The organism is Nocardia macrotermitis, assembly GCF_009604405.1.
Taxonomy (GTDB): Bacteria; Actinomycetota; Actinomycetes; order Mycobacteriales; family Mycobacteriaceae; genus Nocardia; species Nocardia macrotermitis.
Map to the genome: position 1 here is coordinate 265,910 of NZ_WEGK01000003.1, position 17,413 is coordinate 283,322.

At 67.1% G+C, this 17,413-nt stretch carries 17 protein-coding genes; 10 read left to right on the forward strand and 7 right to left on the reverse strand.

Translation table 11 applies throughout. The features are described 5' to 3' along the window. Nucleotides 1–215: 215 nt before the first annotated feature. The 4 genes from npt to NRB20_RS08420 all read left to right on the forward strand — a co-directional run bounded on the left by npt (nucleotide 216) and on the right by NRB20_RS08420 (nucleotide 2,838). Nucleotides 216–881 (forward strand): 4'-phosphopantetheinyl transferase Npt, encoded by a 666-nt coding sequence (gene npt / locus NRB20_RS08405; protein WP_319944702.1) that lies wholly within the window; start codon nucleotides 216–218, stop codon nucleotides 879–881. Further along, nucleotides 881–1,804 carry a tRNA pseudouridine(55) synthase TruB gene (gene truB, locus NRB20_RS08410; RefSeq protein WP_153409218.1) on the forward strand — a complete coding sequence of 308 codons (924 nt, stop codon included), beginning with the start codon at nucleotides 881–883 and terminating at the stop codon, nucleotides 1,802–1,804. Before npt ends, truB begins: the two co-directional genes overlap by 1 nt. Nucleotides 1,805–2,200: 396 nt before the next feature. Continuing rightward, the gene (locus NRB20_RS08415; RefSeq protein WP_153409220.1) at nucleotides 2,201–2,440 is read left to right on the forward strand and encodes a hypothetical protein; all 240 of its coding nucleotides are present in this window, start codon (nucleotides 2,201–2,203) and stop codon (nucleotides 2,438–2,440) included. Next, nucleotides 2,437–2,838, forward strand: coding sequence for a PIN domain-containing protein (locus NRB20_RS08420; protein WP_227833334.1), 402 nt, complete (start codon nucleotides 2,437–2,439; stop codon nucleotides 2,836–2,838). The genes NRB20_RS08415 and NRB20_RS08420 overlap by 4 nt, the downstream gene beginning before the upstream one ends. 19 nt (nucleotides 2,839–2,857) lie before the next feature. On the opposite strand, the gene NRB20_RS08425 is transcribed toward NRB20_RS08420, so the two are convergent. From NRB20_RS08425 to NRB20_RS08435, 3 genes are read right to left on the reverse strand one after another with little or no spacing between them, the layout of a single operon-like run. Then, entirely contained in the window at nucleotides 2,858–3,544 is a 687-nt protein-coding gene (locus NRB20_RS08425; protein WP_153409222.1) for a GntR family transcriptional regulator, read from the reverse strand. Next, nucleotides 3,531–4,304, reverse strand: a complete 774-nt coding sequence (locus NRB20_RS08430) for a maleate cis-trans isomerase family protein (RefSeq protein WP_194289765.1) — start codon at nucleotides 4,302–4,304, stop codon at nucleotides 3,531–3,533. The genes NRB20_RS08425 and NRB20_RS08430 overlap by 14 nt, the downstream gene beginning before the upstream one ends. A 29-nt stretch (nucleotides 4,305–4,333) precedes the next feature. Next, nucleotides 4,334–5,074, reverse strand: a complete 741-nt coding sequence (locus tag NRB20_RS08435) for a maleate cis-trans isomerase family protein (protein ID WP_319944629.1) — start codon at nucleotides 5,072–5,074, stop codon at nucleotides 4,334–4,336. A gap of 86 nt (nucleotides 5,075–5,160) precedes the next feature. Here NRB20_RS08435 and NRB20_RS08440 point away from each other — a divergent pair, with 86 nt between their 5' ends. Both NRB20_RS08440 and NRB20_RS08445 read left to right on the forward strand, forming a co-directional pair. Then, complete coding sequence (locus tag NRB20_RS08440) at nucleotides 5,161–6,126, forward strand: D-2-hydroxyacid dehydrogenase (protein WP_319944630.1); 966 nt, start codon at nucleotides 5,161–5,163, stop codon at nucleotides 6,124–6,126. A gap of 27 nt (nucleotides 6,127–6,153) precedes the next feature. After that, complete coding sequence (locus tag NRB20_RS08445; RefSeq protein WP_319944703.1) at nucleotides 6,154–7,539, forward strand: amidase; 1,386 nt, start codon at nucleotides 6,154–6,156, stop codon at nucleotides 7,537–7,539. A gap of 152 nt (nucleotides 7,540–7,691) precedes the next feature. Here the strand turns inward: NRB20_RS08445 and NRB20_RS08450 are convergent, their stop codons facing one another. Then, the gene (locus NRB20_RS08450; RefSeq protein WP_153409226.1) at nucleotides 7,692–8,189 is read right to left on the reverse strand and encodes a DUF3830 family protein; all 498 of its coding nucleotides are present in this window, start codon (nucleotides 8,187–8,189) and stop codon (nucleotides 7,692–7,694) included. 8 nt (nucleotides 8,190–8,197) lie between these two features. Continuing rightward, on the reverse strand, nucleotides 8,198–9,439 hold the full coding sequence (locus NRB20_RS08455) for an aspartate aminotransferase family protein (RefSeq protein WP_153409227.1): 1,242 nt from the start codon (nucleotides 9,437–9,439) through the stop codon (nucleotides 8,198–8,200). Between the two features lie 176 nt (nucleotides 9,440–9,615). Here NRB20_RS08455 and NRB20_RS08460 point away from each other — a divergent pair, with 176 nt between their 5' ends. Together NRB20_RS08460 and NRB20_RS08465 are read left to right on the forward strand one after the other, a co-directional pair. Next, a complete protein-coding gene (locus NRB20_RS08460) occupies nucleotides 9,616–11,025 on the forward strand; it encodes an NAD-dependent succinate-semialdehyde dehydrogenase (protein WP_227833369.1) in 1,410 nt (469 codons plus the stop codon). A 43-nt stretch (nucleotides 11,026–11,068) separates the two neighbouring features. After that, nucleotides 11,069–12,127, forward strand: a complete 1,059-nt coding sequence (locus tag NRB20_RS08465) for a tartrate dehydrogenase (protein WP_153409229.1) — start codon at nucleotides 11,069–11,071, stop codon at nucleotides 12,125–12,127. Nucleotides 12,128–12,248: 121 nt separating this feature from the next. Here the strand turns inward: NRB20_RS08465 and NRB20_RS08470 are convergent, their stop codons facing one another. Then, nucleotides 12,249–12,647, reverse strand: coding sequence for a nitroreductase family deazaflavin-dependent oxidoreductase (locus NRB20_RS08470; protein WP_153409231.1), 399 nt, complete (start codon nucleotides 12,645–12,647; stop codon nucleotides 12,249–12,251). A gap of 321 nt (nucleotides 12,648–12,968) precedes the next feature. Between NRB20_RS08470 and NRB20_RS08475 the strand changes: the two genes are divergently transcribed. Both NRB20_RS08475 and NRB20_RS08480 read left to right on the forward strand, forming a co-directional pair. After that, nucleotides 12,969–14,969 carry an ATP-binding protein gene (locus NRB20_RS08475; RefSeq protein WP_153409233.1) on the forward strand — a complete coding sequence of 667 codons (2,001 nt, stop codon included), beginning with the start codon at nucleotides 12,969–12,971 and terminating at the stop codon, nucleotides 14,967–14,969. Next, nucleotides 14,966–16,495, forward strand: a complete 1,530-nt coding sequence (locus NRB20_RS08480; protein ID WP_153409235.1) for an ABC transporter substrate-binding protein — start codon at nucleotides 14,966–14,968, stop codon at nucleotides 16,493–16,495. Before NRB20_RS08475 ends, NRB20_RS08480 begins: the two co-directional genes overlap by 4 nt. Before the next feature lie 33 nt (nucleotides 16,496–16,528). Here NRB20_RS08480 and NRB20_RS08485 read toward each other — a convergent pair whose 3' ends face one another. Continuing rightward, nucleotides 16,529–17,242, reverse strand: a complete 714-nt coding sequence (locus tag NRB20_RS08485) for a metal-dependent transcriptional regulator (RefSeq protein ID WP_406603803.1) — start codon at nucleotides 17,240–17,242, stop codon at nucleotides 16,529–16,531. Between the last annotated feature and the right edge of the window lie 171 nt (nucleotides 17,243–17,413).

Sequence of the window (17,413 nt, forward strand, 5' to 3'; positions counted from 1 at the left end):
GCTCTGCGGTGTGCGAAATGGTCGCGCTCGGGGTCTGCGCCCGCTGGTATATGCCGGGACAGCACGTCCCGGGCGCTCGGCTAGGCTCGTGGAGCAGGTAGACAGCGATTCAGGAGGCGGTCATCGAGGAGTCGGCGAGCGAGATGCGCGAGGTGAAGAGCGTGTCCGATCACGGTGGGGCCGGTGAACGTACCGAATCAGGCGGAGCCGCACGGATACTCGGCAGGATTCTGCCCGGCGGTGTGGCGGCGGCCGAGTTGGTGCACTATCCCGAGGGCTTGCGGGTGCATCCGGGGGAGGAGCATCTGATCGCCAAATCGGTGGAGAAGCGGCGGCGGGATTTCATCGGGGCCCGGCACTGTGCGCGGCAGGCGCTGGCGCAGTTGGGTGAGCCGCAGGTGGCGATCGGTAAGGGGGAGCGCGGGATGCCGCTGTTCCCGCGCGGTGTGGTCGGCAGTCTGACCCATTGCGACGGGTATCGGGCCGCGGCGTTGGCGCACCGGCTGCGTTGGCGATCGGTCGGGATCGATGCCGAGCCGCACGGGCCGCTGCCCGAAGGCGTGCTGGAGTCGGTGAGCCTGCCCCCGGAACGCACCTGGCTGGCCGGTGCGCTGCCCGCGACGGGCCTGCATCTGGACCGGCTGCTGTTCTGCGCCAAGGAGGCCACCTACAAGGCGTGGTTCCCATTGACGTTGCGCTGGTTGGGTTTCGAGGACGCGCACATCACCTTCACCATCGATGAGGAAGGTTCGTCGGGTGGTTTCCACAGCGAGCTGCTGATCCCCGGGCAGACCACCGACGGCGGCGCACCGCTGCTGAGTTTCGACGGACGCTGGCTGATCGCCGAGGGGCTGATCCTGACCGCGATCGCGGTCGGCTGATGGGCCGCGAACCCGCGCTGGTGGATGCGCTCGGCGGCCTGCTGGTGGTGGACAAGGCGGGCGGTATGACCAGTCACGATGTGGTGTCCCGCTGTCGAAAGATCCTGCGCACCCGCAAGATCGGTCACGCCGGAACGTTGGATCCGATGGCGACCGGCGTGCTGGTGCTGGGTGTCGAACGCGCCACGAAGATGCTCGGCCTGCTCAGCCTGACCACCAAGTCGTACGCCGCGACGATCCGGCTCGGGCAGTCCACGGTCACCGACGACGCCGAGGGCGAAATCCTCGCCACGACCCCGGCCGCGCACCTAGTCGACGCCGATATCGCTTCCGGCACAGCACAATTGACCGGCGATATTCAGCAGATCCCGGCAACGGTCAGCGCGATCAAAGTGGACGGCGAACGCGCCTACGCCCGCGCCCGCGCCGGGGAGGACGTGCAGCTCGCCGCCCGCCCGGTCACGGTCTCCCGCTTCGATATCCTCGCCCGCCGCGATATCGACACCGGCACAACCACTTTCGTGGAACTGGACGTCGAGGTCGAATGCTCCTCGGGCACCTACATCCGCGCGCTGGCTCGCGATCTGGGCGAAAGTCTCGGCGTCGGAGGCCATCTCACCGCCCTGCGCCGCACCCGGGTGGGCCCCTTCACCCTCGCTCACGCCCGCACCCTGGAATCCCTGGCTGACGACCCGACCCTGAACCTCGACATCGATTCCGCCGCCCGCCTTGCCTTCCCACACCGCACCATCACCGCCGAGCAGTCCGAATCCCTGCGCGACGGCCGCTGGCTCGACCCGATCGGCCAGCCCGGTGTCCACGCCGCCCTCACCGAAGACGGCCGAGCGATAGCCCTCCTGGAAGAAAAGGGCAGACGCTCCTCGCCCGTCCTGGTCGTTCGCCCCCGCGGCCTGTTCGACTGAGCCGCAACCGGTTTCGTACGTGTTGTTCGCCGCACCGCATCGTCACGATGCGGCGAACCACGAGCCGTGGATCAGGGGTCGGCCGTCGCGCTATCGGTTTCGGTTGCCCGTGGTCAGCAAGAACGGTCGAGATAATCTGAGCCGCAAGGATATTCACGCGGAGTCTGATCCATGGTGGCATCCTGATCGGCCCGGAACGCCTCGGGATCCACAGCCGGTGTGGTAGGTGACGTGGCTCCGCAAGGGTCGTGTCTGGCGCCACCACAATGCCGGTCCGCACTCGAGCTCCGCTGAGATGGGCACTGTGACCCGGGTGGTTCACTCGTGCCGCCGCGACTCCGTCGACAACCGAACGGGTGTCAGTAGCCCGATGCATATCGGAGTATGATTCACGATATGAGTGCGACGACACGGATTACCGTGACCTTGCCGGAAGAGCAGGTTACGGAATTGCGAAAGCTGACCGGCAATGTGTCCGCGTATATAGCCGCTGCGGTCGATCGGCGGATTCGGCATGATCTGCTGGCTCAGGATCTGGCCCGCTACGAGCAGGAGCACGGCGAGTTCACCGCCGATGAAATCGCCGCTGCCCAGGCCGAACTGGACAGCGATGGTGCCGGAAGTAATGCTGCGTGAGCACACCTGTCGCGACTGTTGTGCTGGATTGCGAAGGAATTTCACGGTGGATTCGTGAGGACAGGGCGATGCTCGCTCGGCTCCGCGTGTACAACGACATCGATGCCGAACTGGTGATTTCGGCGAACACGATCGTGGAAGTCACGTCGGCGAAGACCAACCTTCCCCGGCTGCGATGGGTGTTGTCCCGGGTGAGGATCGAGCCGGTGACCAAGGCTGCGGCGCAGGCTGCCGCCGAACTGCTGAAGCAAGCGGCATTGCATGGCCACAAGTACGCCATCGACGCGACGGTCGCCGAAGCGGCCCTGCGTCAGCCTGGGCCTGTCGCCATCGTGACCTCGGACTACGACGATATGAGAAAGCTCTGCCGTGACCGCGTTCGAATTGTTGCGATCTAGCCTTGTGCCGCAATGAATTTCAGCTCACGTCCGGCTCGGCATCGGGCTGTTGCAGGGGCCGCAGGCGTTCGACCGCATCGTGCATGTGGTCGATGAGCAGCGTGCGGGCGTGATCGGCCGGCCCGTTGCCGATGGCTTCGCGCAGGTCGATGTGTTCGCGGGCCTGGTCGCGCAGGTCCGGATAGGCCGATTGCAGGGCTCCCAGGCACATGCGGGTCTCGATCAGCAGGGTGCGGGCGGCGCGGGTGAGGCGGGTGCTGGCGGCACTGTCGACGAGGGCCTCGTGGAATGCCTGGTCGGCGGCGGAGACTCCGGCGGCGTCGCCGCGTTCGGCGCAGGCCAGCATCTCGGTGACGCTCGGTTCCAGGGCCTGGTAGGCGATGTCGCGGCGGCCGTCCAGGATCAACTCCAGCGCGCCACCCTCGATGGCGGTGCGGGCCCGGTAGACGTCGACCACGTCCTCGGGGGTGAGTTCGATGACGAAGATGCCGCGATGCCGGATGCTGCGCAGCAGGCCCTCGGATACCAAGCGCTGCATGGCTTCTCGGACCGGTCCGCGCGACACGTCGAACTGGGCGGCGAGATCGGCCTCGACCAGTTGCGCGCCGGGCAGCAGGCTGCCGTGCATGATGGCGTCGCGGAGCCGGTCGGCGATCATCTCGGCGGTGGACTGCCGGTTCACCGGCTCGAATTCAATCACCGACATGAATCAGCCTTTCCGACAATAGCTTCCCCAGCCCCGACGGTTCGAGGACCGAGGCCGGTGCGGCGGCACCGGGCGGCGCTGCGGTGTCGGGAGCATATCCGGCCAGTCGCAGCCCCTCCCAGATGGTCACCTGATTGGCCGTGAGCACCGGTTTACCGAGGGTCGCCTCCAGCTTCGGCAGCACCTCCAGGGTGTGCATGGCGGTGTCGGGAATCAGCAGCGCCTCGGCGTCGGGATGGTCGTTCGCCACGGCCAGTTCCAGGACCTGGTCGGGGGTCAGCGTGCCGACTTCGGCGGCGGTGTCGATCCCCGCGCTGGACATCGACAGTACCCGAATCCCTTCGGCGGCAAGGAAATCCACGAACAGTCGGGCCACCTCGTCGGGATAGCTCGCGCACACCGCGACCCGGGTGACGCCGATCGCTCGCGCCGCGTTCACGAACGCGAAGCTGGTGCTCGACGCGGGCACTCCGGCGGCCTCGGCCAGCCCGCGGACCTGTTCACGTGCCCCGTCGGGCCCGTAGACGAAACTGCCCGAGGTGCACGCCCACACCACTGCGCTAGGTTCGGCCCCGGCCAGCAGCGCCGCACCCTCGCGCAACCGGGCCGGACTGCCCAGATCGAGCAGTTCGGGCACGGCGTGCAGGTCGGTGCCGTAGATGTGCGCGACGCGCAGATCCACACCAAGCATCGTCGCCGCGCGCGGGTAGTCGTCCTCGGCGGCGTGGTCCGGGTAGATGAAACCGATCGTCGGTGGCATGAATCTCCTTGTCTCAGAACACATTTGTCTCAGAAAACGTTCTGGAGCCATTTGCCGGGCCCCATCATCGGCAGTTTCATCCGGCCCAGACACGCCCACATGGTGAGCTGGTTCGCGGTCAGCACGGGTTTGCCCAGGGCCTGTTCGAGCGGTTCGATCAGGTCGTAGGTGGGCAGATTGGTGCAGCTGACGAAGATCGCCTGTGCCTGCGGATCGTCCGCGTTGATGATGCGTTCGGCGATGGTGCGGTAGCTGACCTTCCAGATGCCGCCGCCCAGGCCCAGATGATCCGAGCGGATGACCTCGCATCCGGCCTCGTTGAGGAAATCGTGCAGTTTGTGGGTGAGGATCTCGTCGTACGGGGTGATCACGGAGACACGCCCGATCTCGAGTTGGGTGATCGCCTCGACCAGCGCCCCCGACGTGGTCACCGCGTCGGCGGCCCCGGCGCGGCAGATGGTCTCGACCAGCGACCGCTCGTACTCCAGCCCCTTGATGAAACTGCCCGAGGTGCACAGATAGGCGATCACCTCGGGATCCACGTGCAGCACGTTGCGCGTGGCGGCGGTGAGATGTGTTGCGTCGGAAACCAATTCGGCCATCTCGACCGATACCGGCACAGGTTCGTACGGGGTGCGCGCGAGGTGCAGGCTCACCTCGAGCGGCGCCCAGCGCCATAGTTCCCGCTCGAGCGCGAGATCGAACGGCGCGATGATGCCGATGCCCCGCTGGGCCACGGGCCCGTCGAATTCGGGCAAATTCAGTTCCACGAGGGCCCCTCTCGCGTCCAGCCTGGTAGTCCTCCGCACACGATCGGATTGTTGACAATCATACGATGCGTTTTTAGTCTGTCAATGTGAAAGAGGGCCCCATAGTCACCGTTCTGCACGATGGCACTCGGCCCGATGCGCAGCTGATGCGTCCGGTGCGGGAGCGGGCCGAGGTTCGCTACACGGCTGCGGATGGGTTCGCCGAGGCGTTGCGCGGTGCCGACGCACTGTTCGTCTACGACTTCCAGACCACCGCGCTGCCGGGCGCGTGGCCCGCCGCGGACCGGCTGTCATGGTTGCACGTCGGCGCGACCGGCGTCGACACCGTGCTGTTCGACGAGCTGGTCGCCAGTGATGTCACTGTCACCAATACCCGTGGGGTGTTCGACACGCCCATCGCCGAATACGTTCTCGCGCAGATCCTTTCCTTCGCCAAGGATCTGCCGGAATCGCAGCGGCTGCAACGCGACCATCGCTGGTGTCATCGCGAATCCGAACGCATCGCCGGCGCCTCGGTACTGATCGTCGGCACCGGATCGATCGGCCGGGCGATCGCGCGGCTGCTGCGCGCGGTGGGTATGCGGGTGCGTGGGCTGGGACGTCGCCCGCGCACCGACGATCCCGATTTCGGCACCGTCGGCACCGATCTGCACGCCGAATTGCCCGATGCGGACTATGTGGTCGCGGTCACACCGCTGACCGCGCACACCCGGAACATGTTCGACGCCCGAGCTTTTACGGCTTTCAAACCACATGCTCGTTTCATCAACGTCGGTCGTGGGGAATCAGTAGTGACAGACGATCTCGTCGCGGCATTGCGGGCTGGTGCGCTGGCCGGTGCGGCGCTCGATGTCGTCGATCCCGAGCCGCTGCCACCCGGCCATGCGCTGTGGGATCTGCCGAATGTTCACCTCACGCCCCACAATTCCGGTGATTTCGTCGGATGGCGTCGCGAGATCGTCGCGGCGTTCGCCGACAACTTCCGGAAGTGGATCGATGGCCGACCGCTGGACAACGTGGTCGACAAGAGGCTGGGTTACGTGCCCGCCTGAAGGGAGTCAGCTATGGCCCACCCCGATATCGATATCCCCACCGAGCCCGCCGCGATGACCGCGGTCGAGCTGGTCACGGCATATTCGGCGGGCGCGTTGTCGCCGGTGGAAGCCACCCGCGCGGTGCTGGACGCGATCGCCGCGCGCAACGACTCGGTCAACGCCTACTGCCTGGTCGATCCGGATCGAGCGTTGGTGCAGGCCAAGGAGTCCGAGGCGCGCTGGCATTCCGGACATGTGCAGGGCCTGCTGGACGGGGTGCCGATCTCGATCAAGGACATCTTCCTGACCGAGGGCTGGCCGACGCGGCGGGGTTCGACCTCGATCCAGGCCGATGTGCCGTGGCCGGTGGACAGTCCGGTGGCGGCGCGGCTGCGTGCGGACGGGCTGGTGTTCGTGGGTAAGACCACGACGCCCGAGCTGGCCTGGAAGGCCGTCACCGACAGCCCGTTGACCGGGATCACCCGGAATCCGGTGGATCCGTCCAAGACCTCGGGCGGTTCGTCGGGCGGTAGCGCCGCGGCGGTCGCGGGCGGGATGGGGCCGATCTCGGTGGGTACCGATGGTGGTGGGAGCGTGCGGATTCCGGCGTCGTTCTGCGGCATCGTCGGATTCAAGCCGACGCACGGGCGGATTCCGCTGTATCCGGCGAGCCCGTTCGGGCCGCTCGCACACGCGGGTCCGATGACGCGCACGGTCGAGGATGCCGCGCTGCTGATGGACATCCTGTCGCTGCCCGATCCGCGCGATCCGACCTCGCTCGCGCCGACGGTGACGACGTTCCGGAGTCAGCTGGCTCGCGATGTGCGCGGCTGCACGGTCGCCTATTCGGGCACGCTGGGGTACGTCGACGTCGATTCGGAGGTCGCCGCGGTCGTGGACGCCGCCGTGCGCCGCTTGGACGAGGCGGGGTTGCGAGTGGTGACGGCGGACCCCGGATTCACCGATCCGCTGGAGGCTTTCGAGCTGTTGTGGGCGGCGGGCGCGGCGACGATGCTGTCGAGATTTCCCGAAGGCACGCGCGAACGTGTCGATCCGGGGTTGGGCGAGGTCTGGGATCAGGGGACGACCTACAGTGCCGTCGATTACCTGGACGCTCGCGCCATCGCCGCCGAGATCGGCATCGTGATGGGTGCGTTCCACACCGCCCACGATGTTCTGATCACCCCGACCATGCCGATTCCCGCCTTCGAGGCCGGACACGACGTGCCGCCGGGGAGCGATCTACGGAGTTGGCCGCAGTGGACGGGATTCACCTACCCGTTCAACATGACTCAGCAGCCCGCCATCTCGATCCCCGTCGGCACGACGGCCGAGGGGCTGCCGGTGGGCATGCAGATCATCGGTCCCCGTCACTCCGACGACCTGGTCCTGGCCGTGGCGCGTTTCGCCGAAACGGTCCTGGCCTCCTGACCCGACATCGTGCCTGCCGAATATCGCATTCGGCGGGCGGGCTGTTCGTTCGTCCCGCCCAGGTTTCACGGAACTTGTTGCTGCCCAAGCATTCCGGATCGGGAAAACCCGGCCCGCCGAGATGATCGGCCGGACCGGGCTTCCGGGATTCGCTATTGCGCGCGGGTGAAGGACAGGGTTTCACCCTCGACGCCACGCAGCCACAGGTTGTTGCAGGCGGTGGCAAGATCGGACAGACCCGTCTCGATCGTGGCGAAGACATTGCCGGGGACCCAGCCCTGATCGCCGTTGATCAACAGGTTGTTGCGGCCGTAGAAGAGTGCGAGATCCGTTGCGCCCTGGGCGTGGTGGGCTTCGGAGCCGGGTTCGTAGCCGTAGGCGGGGTTGCCGATTTCCCAGGGTTCGAAGTCGAAGAGGCAGACGTCGCCGGGAATCGGTGTGACGGTGGGGTTTTCGCGGTGCGGGGCGGCGGTGATGCGGGGGACGAGGGTGTAGACCTCGTTGCGGGCGTACTTGGCGTGGAAGGCGTCGCCCTCCTGCGGGAGAGCGTCCCAGACCGCGGCGCAGGTGAGGGGCGCTTCGTCGTCGAGAAGTCGTGCGCGGCAGGAGATTCCGGCCTTGGTCAGGGTGATGGTGAGGTAGCGGGGCATGGGGTCTCCTAGATTTCGTCGAGGACGTCGGACCACAGGGACAGCGCGTCGTCGATCTGGCTTTCGGACACCACCAGCGGCGGAATCATCCGCACGACATTGCTGTACGCGCCGCAGGTCAGTAGCAGTAGCCCCTTCTCGGCGGCGAGGCGCTGGGCGGCGGACGCGGTGGCGGTATCGGGTTCGCCTGCGGCCGTGGTGAATTCGGATCCGACCAGCAGACCCAGGCCGCGCACGTCGCCGACCGCGGCGGTGGCCGTCTTGCGGACGCCCTCGATCAGTTGACGCCCCCGCACCGCCGCGTTGTCCACCAGCCCTTCGGATTCGATGACCTCGAGCGTCGCGACGGCGGCGGCGCAGGCCACGGCGTTGCCGCCGTAGGTGCCGCCCTGCGAACCCGGCCACGCCTTGGTCATCAACTCCTCCGACGCGGCGATACCCGAGAGTGGGAACCCGCTGGCCAGCCCCTTGGCGATGGTGATCACATCGGGGCGCACGCCGAAGTGCTGATGCCCGAAGAACTTTCCGGTGCGCCCGAATCCGGTCTGGATCTCGTCGAACACCAGCAGGATGCCGTGCCGGTCCGCGCGCTCGCGCAAACCCTGGAAGAACGCGGTGTTCCCCGGGATGTAGCCGCCCTCGCCGAGTACCGGCTCCACGAAGAACGCCGCGGTCTCGGCCGGGGCACTCAGCGTCTGGAACAGGTAATCCAGTTCGCGCAGTGCGAATTCCGTGGCCTGTTCCTCGGACCAGCCATATCGATACGCGGTCGGGAACGGTGCGACGTGCACCCCGCCCATCAGCGGGCTGAACCCGCCCGAGAACCGGGTGCCCGAGGTCGTCATGGTGGCCGCGGCGACGGTCCGGCCGTGGAAACCACCATGGAACACAATGACATTCGGCCGCCCCGTGGCTTGCCGGACCAGTCGCAGCGCGGCCTCGATCGCCTCACTGCCTGAGTTTGCGAAGAACAGCGAATTCAATCCCTCGGGTAGCACCGCGCCCAGTTTCGCGGTGAGTTCGAGCAGCGGCCGGTGCATGACCGTCGTGTACTGGCCGTGAATCAGGCTACCGATCTGCGCACGGGCGGCCTCGACCACGCGCGGATGGCAGTGGCCGGTGCTGGTGACCCCGATGCCCGCGGTGAAGTCGAGATAGCGGCGGCCGTCGGTGCCGTAGAGATAGCACCCTTCCCCGTGATCGACCGTGACGGGAGTGGCTTGTTTGAGGACGGGCGAGAGTTCGGACATGGTGAACCGCCTCAGGAAGTCGCGATTGTCTATTGTCGGATTGTTGACAATATGAATATCATGGCGGGCAGGGCCGCAGCAATGGTCTGCGGGGATCGAGGAGTGGGGCAGTGACGCACACCAGCGAGAGCGTGAACGAGACCGAACGCCTGGCCATCGACAGCGTCCCGACGGGGCTGTTCATCGGCGGCGTCTGGCGCGAGACCGCCGCCCGCCTGCCCGTCGAGGACCCCGCGACGGGCAGGGTGCTCTGCGAGGTCGCCGACGCGTCCCCCGCCGACGGTCTCGACGCCCTCACCGCCGCCGCCGACGCGCAGGCCGGTTGGGCGAGCGCCGCGCCGCGCGAACGCAGCGATCTGCTCATGCGCGCCTACCGCCTGCTGCTCGCGGAGACCGAGCGTCTCGCGCTGATCATGACCCTCGAGATGGGCAAGCCGCTGAGCGAGGCGCGCGGCGAAATCGCTTATGCCGCAGAGTTCTTCCGCTGGTTCGCCGAGGAGGCCGTGCGCCTGGACGGCGGCTACATGCCCGCGCCCGCCGGCGGTTCGCGCTTCCTGATCACCCGGCAGCCGGTCGGCCCGAGCCTGCTCATCACCCCGTGGAACTTCCCGCTCGCCATGGGCACCCGCAAGATCGGCCCGGCGCTGGCCGCGGGCTGCACCTGCGTGGTCAAACCCGCCGAGCAGACCCCGCTGTCCATGCTGGCCCTGGCCGAGATCCTGGTCCGCGCCGGACTGCCCGCGGGCGTGGTCAACGTCGTGACCACCTCGGATCCCGCCGCGCTGATGACGCCGATGATCCTGGACGAGCGTTCGCGCAAACTCTCCTTCACCGGCTCCACCGCCGTCGGCAAGATCCTGCTCGAACAGTGCGCCCGCACCGTCATGCGCACCTCGATGGAACTCGGCGGCAACGCGCCGTTCGTCGTGTTCGAGGACGCCGATCTGGACGAGGCGGTGGAGGGGCTGCTCGCGGCGAAGATGCGCAACATCGGCCAGACCTGTACCGCCGCGAATCGAATCCTGGTGCAGCGCAGTGTGATCGACGACTTCGCCCGCCGCCTGACCGAGCGCATGGCCGCGCTGCCGATGGGGCGCGGCACCGAACCGGACGCGGTGGTCGGCCCGCTCATCGATACCGACGCGGTGACGAAGGTGACCGAGTTGGTGGCCGATGCGAAACAGCGCGGCGCGACGGTACTGCTCGGCGGCGAGTCCGCGGATCGGCCCGGAAACTTCTATCCCGCAACGGTTCTCACCGGCGTCCCGGACGAGGCGGCGATGTGTCACACCGAAATCTTCGGTCCGGTGGCCGCGCTGACCGCGTTCGACACCGAGGCCGAGGCCGTCGAACGCGCCAATGACACCCCCTACGGCCTGATCGGTTACGTCTACACCGAGAGCCTGCGGCGCGGACTGCGGGTGAGTGAGGCGCTGGAAACCGGTCTGGTAGGACTGAATCAGGGCGTGATCTCCAACCCCGCGGCGCCGTTCGGCGGGGTGAAGGAGTCCGGCCTGGGCCGCGAGGGCGGCTTCACCGGGATCGACGAATTCCTGGAGACCAAGTACATCGGCGTGAAGATCTGAGCATCGCGTTCGAGACGACGAAGCACACTGTGAGGGAGATCCGTTGAGCACCTACCGAATCGCGACCATCCCTGGTGACGGCATCGGGGTCGACGTGACCACCGAGGCCGTGCGGGTGGTGGACGCGGTCCTGCCCGGTATCGAATGGACCGAATTCGACTGGTCGTGCGAGAACTATCTGCGTACCGGGTCGATGATGCCGCCGGATGGTCCGGTCCGGCTCGCCGGATTCAACGCGATCCTGTTGGGCGCGGTGGGTTTTCCGGGGGTGCCGGACCATATTTCCCTGTGGGGCTTGCTGATTCCGCTGCGCCGCGCGTTCGGTCAGTACGTGAATCTGCGTCCGGTGCGACTGCTGCCCGGCACCGAATCGGCGTTGCGTGATCGCAGCGCCGAGGATCTGGACATTCTGATCGTCCGGGAGAACTCCGAGGGCGAGTACTCCGAGATCGGCGGTATTCACAATCCGGGCCGCCCGGAGGAGTTCGTGCTCCAGGAATCGGTGTTCACCCGCGCGGGCTGCGAGCGCATCATCCGGTACGCCTTCGAGCAGGCCGCCGCGCGGGGTGGACGGCTGTGCTCGGCCACCAAATCCAACGGGCTGATCCACTCGATGCCGTACTGGGACAGCGTCTTCGAGCGTATCTCCACCGAATTCCCGGCCGTGCGGACCCGGCAGATGCACGTCGACGCGCTGGCCGCGGAGATCGTGTTGCATCCCGACCGGCTGGACGTCATCGTCGGCTCGAATCTGTTCGGCGACATCCTGTCCGACCTGGCCGCCGCGGTCACCGGCGGTCTCGGGCTGGCCCCCTCGGGCAATATCAACCCGCAGCGCGACACACCCTCGATGTTCGAGGCCGTGCACGGCAGCGCACCCGATATCGCCGGGCAGGGCATCGCCAACCCGGTCGCCCAGATCCTCGCTGCCGCAATGATGCTCGATCATCTGGGCGAACGCGAGGCCGCGGCCGCGATCGACCGCGCGGTGTGCGAGGTGCTGGCCGAGGGTGTCATCCGCACCCCGGATCTGGGCGGCACCAGCACAACCACCGAAGTCGGCTCCGCGATCGCGGAACGCGCGGTCAGCTTGATTCCCTGAGCTGGTCGCTGATTCGGGCCGCCGAGATCGCCGCGCCCGGACGGTGCGTCCGGGACCAGCGGGAGGGACAGCGCGGAGCAGCTTGTCGGCGGGAGTCGGTGCCGCCGCTCCGACGACCCGCTCAGTCGGTCGCGAAATCGGCCACGAACAGCTTGACCCGGCCACCGACCACGCGCGCGGCCAACGGCAGTCCGGGACCGGCCTCCTCGCGGTCGACGATGCGGGGATTCACGATTCGCCGCCGACGCCCGAGTATCCGCACCTCGGCGGTTCCGGCGGCGAGGACGTTCTTCGCCCAGTCGGTGCGGCCGTGTCCCAGCGCGACGCACAGTTTGCCGTCGAAACGGAACGCGTTGACCGGCGTCGAATACTCCCGGCCGGACTTGCGGCCGCGATGTTCGACGACGGCGAACCCCGGCAGATACGGGGCGAGCGGCCGCACCGCCGGATTCATGTACCGGGTCTGGATGCGGGACAACCATGCGGGAAACACGCTGACTTCACGGTCGGGTGTGGACATGGGGCCAAAATACGGCAGATCCATCCCATCCGCTGCACCGAATACCTGATGGTGTTCGGTGGCTGCCTACGGGCCTGCCGGACACTGTCTCGGATACGACCACCGCCGGTCACCCGAATATGGTTCGGGTGACCGGCGGTGGCGAGCGATACCGCCGATTCACCGGCGGCGCAGCGGATTTCCCGCCTTCGACCGGGTCCCCGCATCCTCGCGGCAAATATTGAGATCGTGAGAACACCACCGTCGCAACACAACTGTCTCGTTATGGTGGGTGAACCGAACCCAACTTCGCGGCGGACTCGGGGTGGACCGAGGGGGGATATGACCATCGGCACGGCGCATCATTCGGGCTTCCGCTCGGTCACCGGATGGCTGCTCGAACAGTTGCTCGCCCGGCCGGATCGTCGCAGCCGGTCCCTGCCGATCGTGGTGGCGCTGGGCCCGCGCGGCACCGGTAAGACCGCGCTGCTGCGCGAGGTGCAGCGCCGGTGTGAACGGATTCCGCACGTCTACCTGGATTTCGAACGAGACGATATCGGCACGCGGGAAGCCCTGGGCCAGTTGGCCTTCGGGCTCAGCAAGGCGGTGCCGCAGTTCGGCCGGATCGCCTTCCCCGACTTGTGGCTGTGCCTGCTGGTGGTCGGCAGTTCGGTGCACATCAACGCCGGTGACCGCCGCCAGGCGCTGGCGCAGTTGCGCGGTATCCTCGCGCGCAATCAGCCGATCGAGCAGAACCGGCAGGCGGTCATCGAACTGGTGGAATTCGCCGGCGAGGTGGCCAGCGGTCAGAGCCTGCCCGGGTGGGCGGCCCCGGCCACGGATTGGCTGCTGCGCGGTATGGGCCGGATCGATCGCTGGCGCATGCTGCGGCCCATCGACAAACTCTCCACCACAAGGGGTAAACCCGAGGACGCGCTGATCGATATCGCGAAGTGGGCGCACGACGGCGACGCGAACGAGCAGGCCGATGCGGACGCCATCTTCTGCGAGGCGTTCCTGGCCGATCTGCGCCGCGCGTACTCGGGGTTCAATCGCAGTCGTCGGACGCTGGATTGCGCTGTGCTGCTGGACAATGTGCACACGCCGGGCGGGCAGCGTTTCCTGTACACGCTGCAACAGATGCGGGCGCGCGCGGCCGATCCCGATCCGCTGCTGGTGTTCGCGACCAGTCGCAGCTGGATCCGGTACTGGGGCGTGAGCTGGCATCGGCCGGGCGGATCCATCGATGACGAGAGCCGTCGGCCCGATACGCATCGCACCGGCGGACTGGACTGGCCGCCGCCGCGTCCGCCGGGTGCGGTCGACGAGGATTGGCGGCACGGCAATTTCGACGAATCCCCGTGGAGCCCTTGGTATCTGCTGGACATCAGCCATCTGCCCACGCCGGACGTGGTCGATCTGGCCGGAGACTTCGGTATCCATCGCCGGACCAAACTGACCGAGTTCGTCAGCAGACTGACCGGCGGACATCCCGGCGCGGTGGTGGACGTACTGGCCGCGGCCGCGCGGGTGGAACCGCCGGACACGCTGCGGCGGATCTTCGATTACCCGGTGCCGCAACAGGTCTGGACGGATCCGAATTCGCTGCCCGACACCGTCGGAATGCACAGCGAGGAACAGGTACTCCAGGACTTCACCGAGCCCACCGATCTGCGGGATCTGATCACCGCCAGCGCGGCCCGCAACATGGATGTGCTCTACCATCCCGAGATCCTCGATTCGGCCGCGCCCAACGGCGAGGCCGTGCTCGAGGCGTTGCGGAACGATCTGTGGATCCGGGAACGTCCCGGCGACGATCCCGACTTCGAACTGCATCCGTGGCTGCGTCGAATCCTGTTGCGCGCCTTGGCTGCCCGCGAGCTGTCCGATCCACGCAACTGGACCCGCACACATACGCTGTGCCGCGAGGTGTATCAGCGCGACGGTCAGGACGCCGCGGCGCTGTATCACGATCTGGCCCTGGGCAATATCGCCGCCACGGTCGCCTACCTGCGGCAGGCGTTCGACACCGACGGGGCCGAATTCGATGTGCTGCTGGCGCGGGAATGGCTCGCGGAACTGGATCTGATCACCTCCGCGCCGAACCGCCTGCCGCCCGACGACGCCCCCATCGATCAGGTGCGCGAACTGGTCGGCGAGCAGGCGGACGAACTGGATGCGAGCCTGGCCTGGCTGGTCGCGGCCCTGTGGGTGACGAACGATCCGCTGGGCGATCCCGAACAGAGCCTGTACGCGTCCATCGACGGCGAGTTCCGGCAGCTGGCCAAGGGACGTGGCCGCGGCGCGATGCTGCTGTACGAGCGGGCGGAGCGATACCGATGAGTACTGTGACACAACCGATTTCGCCGCCACCACCGGCGTGGCGGCGATGGGTGTGGACGAGTGCCGGGGTCGTGGTGGTGGTGCTGGCGTTGGTGGCGGCGTTCGTGCTGGTGCCCGCGGTGGTATCCGCCGCGAAGCGATGTGCCGACGGGGTGCGTCAGGAACCTCCGCGCGGGGAATGCGTTGGCGTGACCGATGGTTCGTTCCTCTTCGATCCGGCGCTGGCCACGGTGGAGACGTTGATCCGGGACGAGAACCGCTCGGTGCTCGCCTCGAACGACGCGTATGTCAGCTTGGTCGTGATGCTGCCGATGACGTTGTCCGCCGACGACGAGGTCACCGTCGCATGGGTGCAACACCAACTCGAGGGCGCGGTGGTCGCGCAGCGCGAGGCGAATCGCGGTTTCTGGCTCGGCAACACTCCGAAAATCCGTGTGCTGCTGGCCAATCCGGGTAGTGGACTGCAACAGTGGCGTCCGGCGGTCCAGGAGATCGAACGCGAGCGGACCGATCAGCGCATCGTCGCGGTGACCGGGATCGGCCTGAGTCTGAACACGGCCGTGGACGCCATCCACGGGCTGATCGACGCGGGTATCCCGGTCTTCGGCTCCACCCTCACCGCCGACGACATCGGCAGTATCCGCGGTTTCGCGCGGGTATCGCCCACGAATTCCGAGCAGGCCCAGGCCGCGGCGCAATATCTGGACCGCCAGGGTAAGCAGCGCGCGGTGCTGGTGGAGGATCAGGAACCCAGCGACCACTATCCGAGCACGCTTGCGAACGCGTTCCGGGATCAGTTCACCGAACTCGGCCACACGGTGATCGGGCCCGAGACCTACCTGTCCCGGACCGCCGGGGCGGACAATCTCCTGTCCCAGATGGGTGCGCAGATCTGCGGGTTCCACCCCGACGTCATCTATTTCGCCGGGCGCGCGAGGGAGGCCAGGGTGCTGATCCAAGCACTGGCCGGGCGACCGTGTCCGGAGCAGAAGTACACGGTGATGACCGGCGACGATCTGTCGTTGCGCGGTGTCGGCGACGATACGATCAAAGGTGCGCTCGGTAACGGGGTCGAGGTCCTGTTCACCGGATTGGCGCACCCGGCGGCCTGGACCGCGATCCCGCAGGCCTTCGATGGGACTGTCGTCGCGGACTTCACCGATCGCGGACCGGATCCCGTGCATCCGTGCGACCGGTGTTTCAAGGATCTGTTCCCGACCGAGAGCCTGGACGACGGCGTGGCGATCATCGGTCACGACGCGGTGGCAGCGGCGGCGGCGGTCGTCCGTAAAGCGTTGGGGCAGAACAGTCTTACGGTGAGTGCCGAGGAGGTCGCGCAATTCCTCAAGCTGATGAACAATCGGTACGCCATCGGCGGAGCGAGCGGCAAGATCTCCTTCGATCCGGAGAACGGCAACCCGAAAGACAAACCGATTCCGATCCTGCGACTACTGCCCGGGCAGTCGCCGAAATTCGTCGAATTGATCTGTCCGTCGGGCACTACGAGTTGTATGAAACTCGACTGATCCCGTGGATCAACTCGGCCCGTAGCGACCGGCTCAGCGCGTGACCCAGATGGCCTCGGCCGCGGGACTACCCAGATCCACCGTCTGATCCCCGATCCGCACCGCGATGGTGCCCGCGAAATCGCGGCGCTCCACCACCTCGATCGGGGTGTCCAGCGCGATGCCGACCGAATCGAAATACCGCAGCATCGCCGGATCGAAGTCGGAAATCCTTGCCACCCGGCCGTTTTCACCTGCTTGGAAGTCGCTGAGCTGCCGCGCGGGTGGGGTCGGGACCGCGCCGTCCACCGACGGGATCGGGTCGCCGTGCGGATCACGGTCGGGGTGGCCGAGTTTGGTGTCGATACGTTCCATCAGCGTTTCGGAGACCGCGTGTTCGAGCACCTCGGCCTCGTCGTGCACCTCGTCCCAGCCGTAACCGAGCTCGTTCACCAGGAACGTCTCGATGAGGCGGTGGCGGCGCACCATGGTGATCGCGGCGCGGCGGCCCGCCTCGGTCAACGTGATCGCCCCGTAGCGGGCATGTTCGACCAGGCCCTGATCGGCGAGTTTGCGTACCGCCTCGGACACCGTGGACGCGGAGACGCCGATGCGTTCGGCGAGCAGTTTGGTCGTCACCTTCTCCTGCGGAGACCATTCCTGCGCGGTCCAGATGACCTTGAGATAGTCCTGTGCGACCGAGGACAGCACCGGCGCGATACTGCCGCCCGCGCCCGCCCCGGAGGTGTGCGCGGAATCGGGGGACACCGGCGTCGCGGCGGGGTCGACGAGCTCACGTCGGGTGGCGATATCTCGTTTTCCGGGCACATATCGAGCTTAGCCGGGCAGGTCGCAACGACCGAGCCGGAGAGCTCCGGGGCGGTGCGGGTGCGTTTGCGGGCGGAGGCGATCCCCGGGCAGATGACGTGAGCGTGACGC